Genomic DNA, 13676 nt, shown 5'->3' on the forward strand with positions numbered 1-13676 from the left:
CTAGTGGATGTGTTTTTGCGCATGGTAGGAAGATCTTACCAAGGCACTACTTTCAACATGTCTGAAACCTAATTCCAAACCTATAGTTTCATATTCCTTAAACTGCTCAGGAGTAATAAATTCTTGGACCGGAAGATGTTTTTTACTTGGCTGTAAATATTGACCAATGGTTACAACATCTACATCATTTGCTTTTAGGTCATGTAGGGTTTCAATAACTTCCTCCCTAGTTTCTCCAAGACCTAACATTATTCCAGATTTCGTGCGACGTTGTCCTTGTGCTTTTAAATATTTCAAAACACCCAAACTACGGTCGTATTTCGCTTGGATGCGTACTTCTCTGGTCAATCGTCTTACGGTTTCAATATTGTGCGATACCACTTCTGGAGCAACGTCAATAATGCGGTCAATGTGTTGTTCGATACCTTGAAAGTCTGGAATCAAAGTTTCCAAGGTGGTTTCTGGGTTCATACGGCGAACTGCCTTTACGGTTTCTGCCCACATGATACTTCCCATATCCTTAATATCGTCACGATCTACGCTGGTCAATACAGCGTGTTTGATGTTCATTAACTTGATGGAGCGTGCCACTTTTTCAGGTTCGTCCCAATCCAAGGTTTCTGGGCGACCTGTTTTTACACCGCAAAATCCACAGGAACGGGTACAGATATTTCCTAAAATCATAAAGGTGGCGGTACCTTCTCCCCAACATTCTCCCATGTTTGGACAGCTTCCAGAAGTACAAATGGTATTCAATTTGTATTTGTCCACCAAGCCTCTAAGCTCTGTATACTTTTTACCGGTAGGCAATTTCACTCGTAACCATTTCGGTTTTGGCTGTCTTTCTGTTACCGTATTTGAAGCAGTTTCTGTGTTCATGTAATCTGTAATTTGCAACCGCAAAGATACAAAGTATAATTGTAATACCTTGCTATATCGTACTAAGATACCACGCGCTAAAACCTATAAGAAAAACAATCCCCAATAGGCTCCAAATATGAATAAAGGTGGAAGGTCGCCATTCTTTTGGTGTATGTTTACTACAGATAAGAACATAATTGGCAATCGCGAAAAATGGCGCCGTTAAAAAGGAAAGTATAGTCGCAATTTGGATAAGCAGACCCATTTCTGAAGCCCAAAAGAAAAAGATAAAAATGGTTCCAAAAAGTAGAAGGAGCATCCAACTAAAATATCCCTTCATCTGCGTTTTCGGAAATAGAAGCTTTATGCTATGTGCCATGGAACGAGGTGAGGCATCCATAGTAGTAAGTGTGGTACTGAACATGGTTGTTAAAGCTGCAATTCCTATGATGGGATAGGTCCATGCTCCCATATGTTTGGAATACATAGTGATTAATTGATTTGAAAATTCACCCGCTTTTGAGCTGAATGAAACTCCGCTTTGGTGCATGACGAAAGCTCCTAAGGCTAAAAATCCCAATCCTATGAGAATGGTTCCCAAAAAACCAATGTTGAAATCAAATAAAGAGGATTTTACGGTTAGTCCCTTAACCTGTTTGTTCTTCTCAATGGTCCATAAGGAATGCCATATGGAAATATCCAATGGAGCAGGCATCCATCCCATAAAGGCTATTAGGAAGCCTATTTCCAAATGGTTTTTTGGGAGTATTTGAAAAAAGGAAATAGATTTTGAATTGTCGGTAAATGCTAGTCCAACAGCAATAAGAGTACTAATAGTTAGGGTGACGACAATTACTTTCATTATCCTGTCTAGAAAGTTGTATCTTCCTTTTAAAAGAATAATAACGCATATTGAAAGAATAATCACAGTCCACATTTCTAAGGAAATAAGGTCTCCAAAGAGGTTGTGGGCCAATCCAGCGGTAACAATTGTTACTGCTGTTTGAATGGTGAACATGGAAGCCAATGTTACCATTGTGTATGTGAAAAGTACACCTTTGCCCAGTTTTTTGTAGCCATCCAAAAGGCTTTCCCTAGTAGCCATGGCATAGCGAGGTCCAAATTGAAAAAAAGGATATTTAAAAAGGTTCACCAACAATAAGGCCCAAACAAGTCCAAAGCCGTAATCGGCGCCAGCTCTGGTAGACTGTACTAAATGTGATACGCCTATTGCTGCACCAGCAAAAAGTAACCCCGGACCTAGCTTTTTAACATCGAAGGGCATTATTTTTTAGTGATGATTTCTGCCAATAGTTTTTTTGCCCGCAAGAGTTTCACCTTAACATTGTTAATGGGCTCTTGAAGTTGTTCTGAAATTTCCTTGTAGCTCAGTTCTTGAAAATATCTAAGGTTGATAATTTCTTGGTAATGAGGCTTTAGCTTTTTTATGTCTCTTAAAAGTTTGGCTAAATTCTGTTCGGTGATAAGCTTATCTTCGGGGGAAGGGGACTCGTCAACTATATTGTAAAACTCATTTTCATCATCATGGGCTGTGGTGCTTGTGATGGATGATTTTCGTTTGCGCAACAAATCAATATGAATGTTTTTTGAAATGGCGATAAGCCAAGTCTTAAACACGTAATTGTCATCATAAGTGTCTATTTTGTCGAAGGCTTTTGAAAATGTTTGAATGCTAATATCTTCAGCATCGTTTTCATTTTCGGTACGTTTCAATTGAAAGCCATATACATCGTTCCAAAAAGTGTCCAACAAAAAATTGAATGCCATTTGGTCATTTTTTTTGGCTTTTTCAATGGCTTCTTTTACTTCCAATGATGAGGTTTTGCGATTAGATTTTTTATAAATATAAAGAATTGTGCCACAATTAAAAACAACTCCAAGAAAGGAAATAGCACTATAAGGTCTGTTTCATTCAACTTTTTTGCAGACAGGCCTAGAATGGTGCTGGTTATCACAAAACGTAAGCCTACCAAACAAGTAACAACAATCCACTCATGTTGAAAAGACAGTAATAGAATGGCTAATAACCAAAAAAGAAATTGAGAAACATAAAATAGACCCAAGGCAATTTTGTGTTCGGTTTTGTAGCGTTGGGCAGTACTTACATGGCGGCGTTTTTGTAAAATCCAACTGCTAAAAGTGGTTTTTGGTTTTGAAAGTGTAAAACTATCAGGGGAGGTACATACAGCGGTATTGTCAGATGTTGCAATTTCATTTACAAATAGGTCGTCATCTCCAGAATTAAGGTCGATATGGCTCATAAAACCTCTGGCTTCGTAAAAGGTGTCGCTTTTATAAGCCAAGTTCCTTCCAACGGCCATATAGGGAATCCCAATTTTTGCGTAAGAAAGATATTGTGTTGCGGTTAAAAGGGTTTCGTACCTTATGAGTTTATTAAGCAGTGACCCTTTAATTTTTTGGTAGCCCCCATAGCCAATCACAATGGTTTTACTATCTGAAAATTGACTGCACATTTCTGTAATCCATTGGTTGGATACCGGCTTACAGTCGGCGTCTGTAAATAATAGATGTTTATTTTTTGCGGCTTTTATACCTAGGGTAAGCGCATATTTTTTGTTGCCCCAAAAGGCTTCAACGTTTTTAACGTCTACAATTTTAATGAAGTCATAGGTGGTTTTGAATGTTTCCATGACTTCCAATGTGTCGTCATTGGAACTATCGTTGATAAGAACCACTTCAAAATTGGGGTAGTCCTGTTGCAGTATGGAAGGAAGGAATTCTCTAAGGTTCTGCGCTTCATTTTTAGCACAGATGATCACCGATACCGGAAAACTCTTCGGGGAGCCTTTTGGTGCTTTTGAAAAAGAAAACTTTTGAAAAATCCCTAAATAATAAAACGCTTGAACAATGATAACTACAATAAAGCTGTAGAATAGGATATCAAATATCAGCATTAAAAATTAGGAGTGTTGAGGTTCGTTGCAGTTATCAAATTGGTCTGGGGTCTTTCCACAAAAACCACAAGCTTCACCACTTTTGTTAAGCATTGGGTTTTGGCTAGCACATGTCCCGGCAAATTTGCCATCCTTTTTAGCCCATATTTTTATGGCAATTCCTGCGATTCCCAATCCTAAAAGGATTAGTGTAATGAGTAACAATTTCATGCGTAAAAAGTTTCTGCAAAGGTAAAGATTTTGATGTAAACTGACTAATTCTACAGGCAGATGTTAACAACTGTTGGTAGTTTGTTTGGGGATTTTGTGTCAAGAGGTTACATGGAAAGAAAAATAATGTTAAATTTAAAACACTAACTATTAACACTATAACTTATGAAAAAAATACTTGCTGAGTTTTTTGGAACCTTTTGGTTGGTTTTTGGAGGGTGCGGCAGTGCCATTTTTGCAGCCGCTTTTCCTGATTTGGGTATTGGGTTTGCAGGAGTGGCTTTGGCCTTTGGACTCACCGTGCTTACCATGGCCTTTGCTGTTGGTCATATTTCCGGGGGGCATTTTAATCCGGCGGTAACTTTTGGGTTGTGGGCTGGAGGAAAATTTCCTGCTCAAGATTTGGTTGGTTATCTTGCTGCTCAAATTATTGGGGGCATTGCTGCTGCGGGAGTGTTGTATATCATTGTTTCTGGACAGCCCAATTTTACAGACGTGGGGAGTTTTGCAGCCAATGGCTATGGAGAGTTGTCTCCAGGAGGCTATTCCAAGCTATCTGGGTTTGTGGCCGAATTTATACTTACCCTATTTTTCTTATTGATCATTTTGGGAAGTACCAATGAGAGAGCTCCTAAAGGATTTGCACCTATAGCGATTGGGTTAGCCTTAACATTGATTCATTTAATCAGTATTCCCATCACCAATACCTCAGTAAATCCAGCCCGATCTACGAGTCAGGCCTTGTTTGCAACTGGGGCTTATATATCTCAATTATGGATGTTTTGGGTAGCGCCTATTTTGGGAGCCGTAGTGGCAGGTTTTATTCATAAAGCACTTTTTGAAAAGCCTGATGTGGAATTGGAATAAAAAATAAAAACCTCGGAACATCCGAGGTTTTTATTTCTGTACAATTAATTATTTAATTGTTTTTCAAAGAGATTTCAGCGACTTCGTTTTCTGCGGAAGCAGTATTGCCATGGCCTTCCTTGGGTTCTATGGTAATGCTAAGTCCTAAGGCATCCTCCATATAAGGAATTGGTTTTAATTTGCGGTCTGAAGCGTCCAAAATACCTAGGTTAACCATTTTTCCCTGTAATTCGGCCCAAATTTGATAGGTCTGGTCTTCCGGTAGTTGTGGAAGGGAGACTACGTCAATCATGGAGGTTTTGTCTACGGCATTAATGTAGGCTACAGTTTTTAAGTCTTTAGCTCTATCATTGCCACGTAACACGTACTTTTCAGTTTCTGGGTTGTTCAGTTTCATGAATTGCCTCATGAGGTTGTCCAGTTTTTCATTGTTATCGTGGATGTCATTTCTCAAATCAAATATTTCATCCACAACCACTTGGTTTTCCTGTTTTAAAAGGATGTTCTGCTGGTACAGTAAAAATGCGGCACTAGCAAAGATAAAGGCTACGATGCTTGCAGCAATACTATAGCGATACCAAGTTTTTTTGCGTCTTACATGGGTGTGTGTCAAACTGATAACAGGTGTCTCCTTTTTGATTTCCTCTTTTTCGATGGTTTTGTGAATGGAATCCAAAATGAACTGGGGAGCTTCAACAGCATTGGATTTAGCAAGGATTTCTAAATTGTCCTGCAATCTAATGTACTCGTCATGGGCTTCTGGGTATTTGGAAATAAAATGTTCTACTTCTAAAATCTCCGAAGCATCAGCTGTTCCTAGGATGTACTTATCCAATAGGTCAGACTTCAAGAAAGATTGTAATGTTGTTTCCATTGCTTTTTGCATTAATGAACATAAAGTTTTTTCAATTCTCTAAGTCCAATTTTTAATCTAGACTTTATGGTACCTAAGGGAATGTCCAGTTCTTCACTGGCTTCCTGCTGCGTCATGCCTTCAAAAAATAAGGCTTTCAATACAATCTGGTACTTCTCGTCCAATCTTCCAACGTGCTCTTTCAAATCAAGGACATCTTGGTTTAAACTTGCTGTTGGTAATATATATACGTTGGATTGATCGATTTGGACTTCCTTTTCAAACCGATTGTTGAAACTTCGCAATTTGTCGATGGCTGTGTTTCTGGCAATTCGGTATAACCAAGTAAACAGTTTTGCTTTTTTGGGGTCGTATTTTTTAGCGTTTTTCCAAACTTTCACAAAGGTTTCCTGGAGGGCATCCTGTGCAAGTTCTTCATCGTTTGTGACCTTTAATATGACACCATAAAGACTATCGCTATAATATTTATAGAGTAAATTTATGGCGGTTTTGTCTTCTTTTTCTAAAAGTTCGACAATATGCTGCTCAATAGATGTGCTCAAAAGGTTTGTGTATTAAGGTTTTAAGAGTACTTCAGTGACATCTAAAAGTCTTCTTTAAAACGTATATAAATAAAGGTAGTAAAAATAGCAAAATATTACTATTACAAACATTGCTGAAAAACCTTTTAAAAGATACTATAGTTAAAATGTTTTCTTTCCTAAACAGATAAAGGTTAATAGCGCAATTACATTTACTATAGAAGGGAAGCCCCGAAAGATCGGGGCTTCTTTTATATAATGTTGACTTCCATCTCTATAGCGATTCCGAAAAGTCTTTGAACAGTGTCCTGAATAAGTTGTGCAAGTTCCAAAATATCTTGGCCCTTCGCACCACCATAATTTACCAAAACCAAAGCCTGTTGCTTATGGACTCCATAGGTTCCAAAGGTTTTTCCCTTAAATCCAGCGGTTTCAATAAGCCATCCCGCAGGCACTTTAACCTTCTCTTTAGAGACAACATAGCTTGGTATGTTTGGGAAGTTTTCCTGTAATTGTTTAAAATGCTCTTTTGAAATCACAGGGTTTTTAAAGAAACTACCGCTATTGCCAATTTCTTTGGGGTTGGGCAGTTTGCTTTCCCTTATGGCTATTACGGCATTGGAAATGTCCCTAATACTTGGCGTTGTAATATTGTCTTGTTCCAATTGCCCTTTAATGGCTCCATATTCAGTGCGAAGATTGTGCTTTTCTTTGGTTAATTTTAAAGTGACACTACAAATGATAAAGCGTCCTTTAGCTTCCTGCTTGAAATAGGATTCGCGATATCCAAACCGACATTCTTCCTTTGAAAAACTTACAAGCTCCTGGGTGTTGATGTCAATAGCTTCGCATCTTTCAAACACGTCCTTTAGTTCTACACCATAAGCACCAATATTTTGAATAGGTGCCGTTCCTATATTTCCCGGTATCAAGGACAGGTTTTCTACACCTCCAAAACCACGGTCTAAACACCATAGTACAAACTCATGCCAGTTTTCCCCAGCATAGGCCTTTACTAAAACATGGTTGTCCTTGTCTTCAACAATTTCTATTCCCTTTAAATTGACATGAATTACCAAATCCTTTATGTCTTTGGTAAGAAGCATATTGCTGCCGCCCCCCAAAATAAATGGTTTGGAATCTTGGTTGTTTACCAAAACACTTTTGAGAGCTTCCAATGAAGCCACGGACACAAAGTGGTGAGCAGAAACATCAATGCCAAAAGTGTTGTAGGGCTTTAGGGATATATTTTGTTCTATAAGCATTTAGCTATTGTAAACTTTTAGGGCTTCTTTCAATATGTTTACAGCCTTGACAAGACTGTTTTCATTAAGTACGTAAGCTATGCGTATTTGGTTAAGACCAACACCTGGGGTAGAATAGAACCCTGCGGCAGGGGCCACCATTACGGTTTCGCCATCAACATCAAATTTTTCCAAAAGCCATTGTGCAAAATTATCGGCGTTTTCTATAGGTAGTTCTGCAATACAGTAGAATGCTCCATTGGGTTTGGCTACCTTTACACCTTCTATTTTTTCCAATTCTCTGATAAGTGTATTACGACGATGTACATATTCTTCATTCACATCATCAAAATAGCTCTGTGGCGTGTTAAGGGCCGCTTCACTGGCAATTTGCGCCAAAGTTGGAGGACTTAAACGTGCTTGGGCAAACTTTAAAGCGGTTTGAATAACGGTTTTGTTCCTTGAAACCAAATATCCAATCCTGGCACCACACATGCTGTAGCGCTTGGAAACCGAGTCGATCATTATGGCATGGTCCTTTATGCTATCTTCCTGCATAATGGAATAGAACGCATTACCGTCATAAACAAACTCGCGGTAAACTTCATCGGCAATTAAAAAGAGGTCATGCTTAATGACTATTTGTGCCAATTGTTGGATTTCTTCCTTTGAGTATAAGTACCCAGTAGGGTTTCCAGGGTTACATATTAAGATGGCCTTGGTTTTTGGAGTGATCAATTTTTCAAACTCCTCAATGGCTGGTAAAGCAAAGTTGTCCTCTATTTTAGAAATAACAGGCACAATATTAATATCAGAAGCCTTTGAAAAGCCATTATAGTTGGCGTAAAAAGGTTCTGGAATAATGATCTCATCGTCTGGGTCCATTATACTTCCGAAAGCAAACATAAGGGCCTCACTACCTCCGGTGGTTACAATGATATCGTCGTGTTTTACGTGAATATTGTTTTTTTCGTAGTAGTCTGCAATTTTTTTGCGGTACCCTTCAGAACCTTCAGAGCGTGTATAGGCCAAAATATCCAATGAATGCACCTTTACGGCATCCAACGCAACTTCAGGAGTTTTGATATCGGGTTGGCCAATGTTTAGGTGATAGACAGTTTTTCCGTCTTTATAGGCTTGCTCTGCGTAAGGAACAAGTTTTCGTATAGGGGATTCAGGCATTTCATGCCCTTTTTTTGAAATAGATGGCATTGTTTTCTTGATTTTAGAGGGCAAAGGTCTGAAAATTATCTTAAAGTTTTTTTAAAAACAAACCATAAAAAATGATAATATCTCAAAAGGTTGTAAATTGTATATAGTCAATTAGTTAATATGCGAATTAGGTGGGTTTTTATATGGTGTTTCTTAACGCTGGGTATAAACCTAAATGCCCAGGGTAATTTTAACATGCCTTCCCGAGATAATGTCAAGGTTAAATTTCAATTAATAAATAACTTAATTATCATTCCTGTGGAGGTTAATGGGGTGGAATTGTCATTTTTGTTGGACTCTGGAGTTAGCAAGCCCATTCTCTTCAATATTTTCAATCTTTCGGATTCTTTGCATATCAATAACGGTGAGCGCATTTATCTTAGAGGCCTTGGGGGAGATGGTGAAATTGAGGCGCTAAAATCCAACCACAATAAGCTTAAAATAGGAGATGCGGTTAACGTGAATCAGGATATTTATGTGGTCTTTGACAATTCCATCAATTTCACTCCGCGATTGGGAGTAAGTATCCACGGTATTATAGGCTATGATGTTTTTAAGGACTTCATTGTGGAAATTAACTATAGCTCTAAATATTTAAAACTTCATAAGCCCGAAACCTATGTCTATAAAAAATGTAAGAACTGTGAGACTTTAGACTTGGTTTTGTTTAAGAACAAGCCATATATAGATGCAATGGTGTGTGTGGATTCCGTTGAAATACCGGTGAAATTATTGGTGGATACGGGAAGTAGTGATGCCTTGTGGCTTTTTGAGGATACCTCTCAACAAATATTGCCCCAGGATGATAATTTCTTTGAGGACTTTTTAGGAAAGGGACTTAGTGGAAATATTCATGGCAAACGCTCCAAGGTAAGACGATTCACCCTCAGCGGGTTTGACCTAAAGAGAGTTAATGTGGCATTTCCCGATTCGGTGGCAATTTCCGAGGCTAGGAATTTTAAAGAGCGTAACGGGAGTATTTCAGGGGAATTGCTCAAACGCTTCAACATAGTTTTGGATTACCACAATTTTAAAATGACCATTAAAAAAAACGGGAACTTCAAGAAGCCGTTTCATTATAACAAAAGCGGCATTGTGCTGGAACAAAATGGGGTGCGGGTTATTAAGGAGGAAGAACCAGTTTTTGACTATGCTACTGAGGATAGCGAAAAGAATGCTTCCAACAGGGTCATGTTCAATACAATTTATAAGTTTGCTTTAAAACCAGCTTATACCATTGTTGAATTGCGGGAGGATTCTCCGGCCTTTAAAGCGGGCTTGTTGGTGGGCGATGTTATTTTGTCCATTAACAATAAAGGAACCCATACCATGACTTTGCAAGAGTTGAGTCAGCGGTTTTATGACGAGGAGGAAACCAACATTAAATTGGTGGTGGACCGCGGAGGAAAGTCCATGGTTTTTAAATTTAAGTTAGAAAGCCTATTAAACTAAAAAAACTCCCTGATAAGGGAGTTTTTTAGTTTGTTAAAGTAACGTTTTTATTGTTCCATAACGCTTTTGTCCTTTTTCTCTAGAACACTGTTTTTGCTAGAGTCTACAACTAAACCTTTAATTTTTAAGGCTACCGTTGGAGTGTCCGCATTAGAAGTTACTGTAATGGTTTTTCTAATTGGATTTACTCTATTGGTGTCGTATTTTACAGAGATTTCCCCTGTTTCCCCTGGCATAATTGGTCCGTCTGGTTTTTTAGGAACAGTACAACCACAAGTGGACTTCACGTTAGAAATGATCAAAGGTGCATTTCCTGTATTGGTAAATTCAAATACGCGTACACCGTCCGAACCTTTTTCAATAGTTCCGTAGTCTATAGTTGTGGTCTTAAATTCAATCTTAGCTACTTTTTCTTGTGCCATGGCACCAAGGCTTACAAGGCCTACGAATAAAATCAGTACTAAATTTTTCATCACTTAAAATTTAAATTGATAGTCAAAACTACTTACTTTTTGGCATTCAGCAAAATTAATTAGACGTATTACACTATTGTTAACGCTCACCAAGCTTAAAACAAGGGGATTATTTGGTCTAATAATTTCACGAAAAAAGAAATATAAGTACTTTTGTCAGTTCATACACAAAAACAGTACCAAAGGCTATGTTTTTAAGAGGGATTTTCAATGAAAAAAATACTTAGTGAAGGCCTTTGGAAGTCAAAATAACAGAGAAAATAAGATACTTAGGATATGGCAATTCCAACACAATATGTAGCCACAGAGGTAGAGCAAAAGTGGTACGATTACTGGATGAAACACAACTATTTTCATTCAGAGCCCGATGAAAGAGAACCTTACACCATTGTAATTCCGCCGCCAAACGTAACAGGGGTTTTGCACATGGGGCATATGCTGAACAACACGATTCAAGATGTTTTAATCCGTCGTGCGCGTTTACAAGGTAAAAATGCGTGTTGGGTACCGGGTACCGACCATGCGTCTATTGCTACCGAGGCAAAAGTTGTGGCCAAGTTGAAAGAGCAGGGGATAGATAAAAACGATTTGTCTCGCGAGGAGTTTTTAAAGCATGCCTGGGATTGGACGCATGAATATGGTGGTGTGATCTTGGAGCAGCTTAAAAAGTTAGGATGTTCCTGCGATTGGGACAGAACCAAGTTTACGATGGATGACGACATGTCTGAAGCCGTAATAAAGATGTTTGTTGATTTGTACAATAAAAGCATGATCTACCGTGGTTATCGTATGGTAAACTGGGATCCGGAAGCAAAAACAACCTTGTCTGATGAAGAGGTAATCTACGAAGAAAAACAAGGGAATCTGTATTACTTAAACTATAAAATTGAAGGTAGCGAGGATACTTTAACCATTGCAACCACGCGTCCCGAAACTATTTTTGGAGATACTGCCATCTGTATCAATCCAGCAGATGAGCGTTTTACACACCTTAAAGGTAAAAAGGCCATTGTTCCTATTTGTGGTCGTGTGATTCCAATTATTGAAGATGACTATGTAGATGTTGAATTTGGTACCGGATGTTTAAAAGTAACGCCTGCACACGATGAAAACGATAAGGTGTTAGGTGATAAGCATAATTTAGAAGTAGTTGATATCTTCAATGAAGATGCAACACTTAATAGTTATGGATTGCATTTCGAAGGTCAAGATCGTTTTGTAGTGCGTAAGGCCATTACCAAAGAATTGGAAGAAACCGGAGCCTTGGTAAAAACAGAAGTTCACGTAAATAAAGTAGGAACTTCAGAACGTACTAAAGCCGTTATCGAGCCTCGTTTAAGCGATCAGTGGTTTTTGAAAATGGAAGAATTGGTGAAACCAGCTATCGAAGCGGTTTTGGGTGAAGATAACGATATTCAATTATTCCCAAAGAAATTCGAAAATACCTATCGCCACTGGATGGAAAACATCCGCGATTGGAATATTTCGCGCCAGTTGTTGTGGGGACAACAAATTCCTGCCTATTACTACGGTGACGGAAAAGAGGATTTTGTAGTTGCCGAAACCGCTGAAGACGCGCTAAAATTAGCTGTTGAAAAAACAGGAAAAGCTAATTTAAAAGCTGAAGATCTACGTCAGGAAACGGATGCTTTAGATACTTGGTTCTCTTCTTGGTTGTGGCCAATGAGTGTATTCGACGGTATTCGCAATCCTGAAAACGAGGACATAAAATACTATTACCCAACAAATGATTTGGTTACTGGGCCGGATATTTTATTCTTCTGGGTAGCGAGAATGATTATTGCCGGCTACGAATATAAAGGTGAACGACCATTCAACAACGTGTACTTAACTGGACTTGTTCGCGATAAGCAACGTCGTAAAATGAGTAAATCTTTAGGGAACTCTCCAGATGCCTTAAAACTGATTGAAGAGTACAGTGCCGACGGTGTTCGTGTGGGATTATTGTTGAGTAGTGCTGCTGGTAACGATTTATTGTTCGACGAAGCTTTGTGTCAGCAAGGAAAAGGATTCGGGAACAAAATCTGGAATGCCTACCGTTTAATTGATGGATGGGACATTGATGAAAGCATTCCTCAGCCGGAATCAAGCAAAATTGCTTTAGACTGGTATGCCTCTAAGTTCCAAAAAGCCTTAACTGAAATTGAAGATCACTTTAGCAAGTATCGTTTAAGCGATGCCTTGATGGCGATTTACAAATTAATCATGGATGATTTCTCTGGTTGGTTATTGGAAATCGTGAAGCCTGCATATCAAAAGCCAGTAGATGCTGCAACTTATAAGGCATTAATCGCTGCATTTGAAGATAACTTGAAGATTTTGCATCCATTCATGCCATTTTTAACGGAAGATATCTGGCATTATATTGCAGAGCGTACTCCAGAAGAGGCTTTAATTGTAGCAAAATGGCCAGAAGCTAAACCGGTAAACGAGACATTGATTGCTGAGTTTGATTTTGCTTCGGAAGTGGTTTCGGGAATTAGAAACATCAGAAAAGAAAAGAACATCGCCTTTAAAGATGCCATTGGTTTTTCTGTAATCAACAACGGAAACACCAGCACAACCTTCGATGCTATCATTCAAAAGTTAGGGAATTTGGAGGCAATTGAATATGTGAAGGAAGCTGTAGAAGGTGCCTTGACGTTTCGAGTGAAATCCAACGAATACTTTGTGCCAATGGCAGGAAGTATAGATGTAGATGCTGAAATTAAAAAGTTGACCGACGAGCTAAGCTATACTGAAGGGTTCTTGAGATCGGTTCAGAAAAAACTATCCAACGAGCGTTTTGTAAGCAATGCGCCTGAACAGGTAGTGGCTTCAGAAAAGAAGAAGGAAGCCGATGCTTTGGCAAAGATTGAAACTTTAAAAGCCAGTCTAGCGAGTTTACAATAGGAACATGTAGAATTCCTATAAATCATATATAGTGCTTTAACCCTGTCCCTTTTATTCGGACAGGGTTTTTTTATGGGGAAAAGTCATAAGCTGCTGAAAAAGTGTTTGTTAGT

Annotated in this window: 13 protein-coding genes; 3 read left to right on the forward strand and 10 right to left on the reverse strand. The window is 38.6% G+C overall.

Translation table 11 applies throughout. From position 1 onward, the window contains the following. The 5 genes from lipA to ZA05_RS02755 are packed head-to-tail and all read right to left on the reverse strand — an operon-like array spanning window position 1 to window position 4007. Entirely contained in the window at window positions 1–879 is an 879-nt protein-coding gene (gene lipA, locus ZA05_RS02735; protein ID WP_053990175.1) for a lipoyl synthase, read from the reverse strand. Window positions 880–931: 52 nt separating this feature from the next. After that, window positions 932–2146, reverse strand: coding sequence for an Nramp family divalent metal transporter (locus ZA05_RS02740; protein WP_053990174.1), 1215 nt, complete (start codon window positions 2144–2146; stop codon window positions 932–934). Beyond that, window positions 2146–2694 (reverse strand): RNA polymerase sigma factor, encoded by a 549-nt coding sequence (locus ZA05_RS02745; protein ID WP_082333645.1) that lies wholly within the window; start codon window positions 2692–2694, stop codon window positions 2146–2148. The genes ZA05_RS02740 and ZA05_RS02745 overlap by 1 nt, the downstream gene beginning before the upstream one ends. Continuing rightward, window positions 2685–3797 (reverse strand): glycosyltransferase, encoded by a 1113-nt coding sequence (locus tag ZA05_RS02750; RefSeq protein ID WP_053990172.1) that lies wholly within the window; start codon window positions 3795–3797, stop codon window positions 2685–2687. The genes ZA05_RS02745 and ZA05_RS02750 overlap by 10 nt, the downstream gene beginning before the upstream one ends. 6 nt (window positions 3798–3803) lie before the next feature. Beyond that, window positions 3804–4007: a membrane or secreted protein gene (locus tag ZA05_RS02755; RefSeq protein ID WP_053975984.1), complete on the reverse strand. Its 204-nt coding sequence runs from the start codon at window positions 4005–4007 to the stop codon at window positions 3804–3806. Window positions 4008–4172: 165 nt separating this feature from the next. Between ZA05_RS02755 and aqpZ the strand changes: the two genes are divergently transcribed. Then, the gene (aqpZ, locus tag ZA05_RS02760) at window positions 4173–4874 is read left to right on the forward strand and encodes an aquaporin Z (protein WP_053990171.1); all 702 of its coding nucleotides are present in this window, start codon (window positions 4173–4175) and stop codon (window positions 4872–4874) included. Window positions 4875–4926: 52 nt separating this feature from the next. On the opposite strand, the gene ZA05_RS02765 is transcribed toward aqpZ, so the two are convergent. From ZA05_RS02765 to ZA05_RS02780, 4 genes are all read right to left on the reverse strand, one after another. Next, entirely contained in the window at window positions 4927–5748 is an 822-nt protein-coding gene (locus ZA05_RS02765; RefSeq protein WP_053990253.1) for an anti-sigma factor domain-containing protein, read from the reverse strand. A gap of 11 nt (window positions 5749–5759) precedes the next feature. Then, window positions 5760–6290, reverse strand: coding sequence for an RNA polymerase sigma factor (locus tag ZA05_RS02770; protein WP_053990170.1), 531 nt, complete (start codon window positions 6288–6290; stop codon window positions 5760–5762). A gap of 230 nt (window positions 6291–6520) precedes the next feature. After that, window positions 6521–7534, reverse strand: a complete 1014-nt coding sequence (murB, locus tag ZA05_RS02775; RefSeq protein ID WP_053990169.1) for a UDP-N-acetylmuramate dehydrogenase — start codon at window positions 7532–7534, stop codon at window positions 6521–6523. Next, on the reverse strand, window positions 7535–8725 hold the full coding sequence (locus ZA05_RS02780; RefSeq protein ID WP_053990168.1) for a pyridoxal phosphate-dependent aminotransferase: 1191 nt from the start codon (window positions 8723–8725) through the stop codon (window positions 7535–7537). Window positions 8726–8920: 195 nt separating this feature from the next. On the opposite strand from ZA05_RS02780, the gene ZA05_RS02785 reads away from it, so the two are divergent. Further along, complete coding sequence (locus tag ZA05_RS02785) at window positions 8921–10177, forward strand: aspartyl protease family protein (RefSeq protein ID WP_231632400.1); 1257 nt, start codon at window positions 8921–8923, stop codon at window positions 10175–10177. A 47-nt stretch (window positions 10178–10224) separates the two neighbouring features. Here the strand turns inward: ZA05_RS02785 and ZA05_RS02790 are convergent, their stop codons facing one another. Further along, a complete protein-coding gene (locus ZA05_RS02790; protein WP_053990166.1) occupies window positions 10225–10650 on the reverse strand; it encodes a DUF1573 domain-containing protein in 426 nt (141 codons plus the stop codon). A 276-nt stretch (window positions 10651–10926) separates the two neighbouring features. On the opposite strand from ZA05_RS02790, the gene ZA05_RS02795 reads away from it, so the two are divergent. Beyond that, complete coding sequence (locus ZA05_RS02795) at window positions 10927–13563, forward strand: valine--tRNA ligase (protein ID WP_053990242.1); 2637 nt, start codon at window positions 10927–10929, stop codon at window positions 13561–13563. The last annotated feature ends 113 nt before the right edge of the window (window positions 13564–13676 follow it).

It is taken from the genome of Mangrovimonas sp. TPBH4, from assembly GCF_001280505.1.
Lineage (GTDB): Bacteria > Bacteroidota > Bacteroidia > Flavobacteriales > Flavobacteriaceae > Mangrovimonas_A.

Coding starts and splice junctions, on each gene's coding strand:
- lipA (WP_053990175.1), bottom strand. CDS start 879: ATGAACACAGAAACTGCTTCAAATACGGTAACAGAAAGACAGCCAAAA.
- ZA05_RS02740 (WP_053990174.1), bottom strand. CDS start 2,146: ATGCCCTTCGATGTTAAAAAGCTAGGTCCGGGGTTACTTTTTGCTGGT.
- ZA05_RS02750 (WP_053990172.1), bottom strand. CDS start 3,797: ATGCTGATATTTGATATCCTATTCTACAGCTTTATTGTAGTTATCATT.
- ZA05_RS02755 (WP_053975984.1), bottom strand. CDS start 4,007: ATGAAATTGTTACTCATTACACTAATCCTTTTAGGATTGGGAATCGCA.
- aqpZ (WP_053990171.1), top strand. CDS start 4,173: ATGAAAAAAATACTTGCTGAGTTTTTTGGAACCTTTTGGTTGGTTTTT.
- ZA05_RS02765 (WP_053990253.1), bottom strand. CDS start 5,748: ATGGAAACAACATTACAATCTTTCTTGAAGTCTGACCTATTGGATAAG.
- murB (WP_053990169.1), bottom strand. CDS start 7,534: ATGCTTATAGAACAAAATATATCCCTAAAGCCCTACAACACTTTTGGC.
- ZA05_RS02780 (WP_053990168.1), bottom strand. CDS start 8,725: ATGCCATCTATTTCAAAAAAAGGGCATGAAATGCCTGAATCCCCTATA.
- ZA05_RS02785 (WP_231632400.1), top strand. CDS start 8,921: ATGCCTTCCCGAGATAATGTCAAGGTTAAATTTCAATTAATAAATAAC.
- ZA05_RS02790 (WP_053990166.1), bottom strand. CDS start 10,650: ATGAAAAATTTAGTACTGATTTTATTCGTAGGCCTTGTAAGCCTTGGT.
- ZA05_RS02795 (WP_053990242.1), top strand. CDS start 10,927: ATGGCAATTCCAACACAATATGTAGCCACAGAGGTAGAGCAAAAGTGG.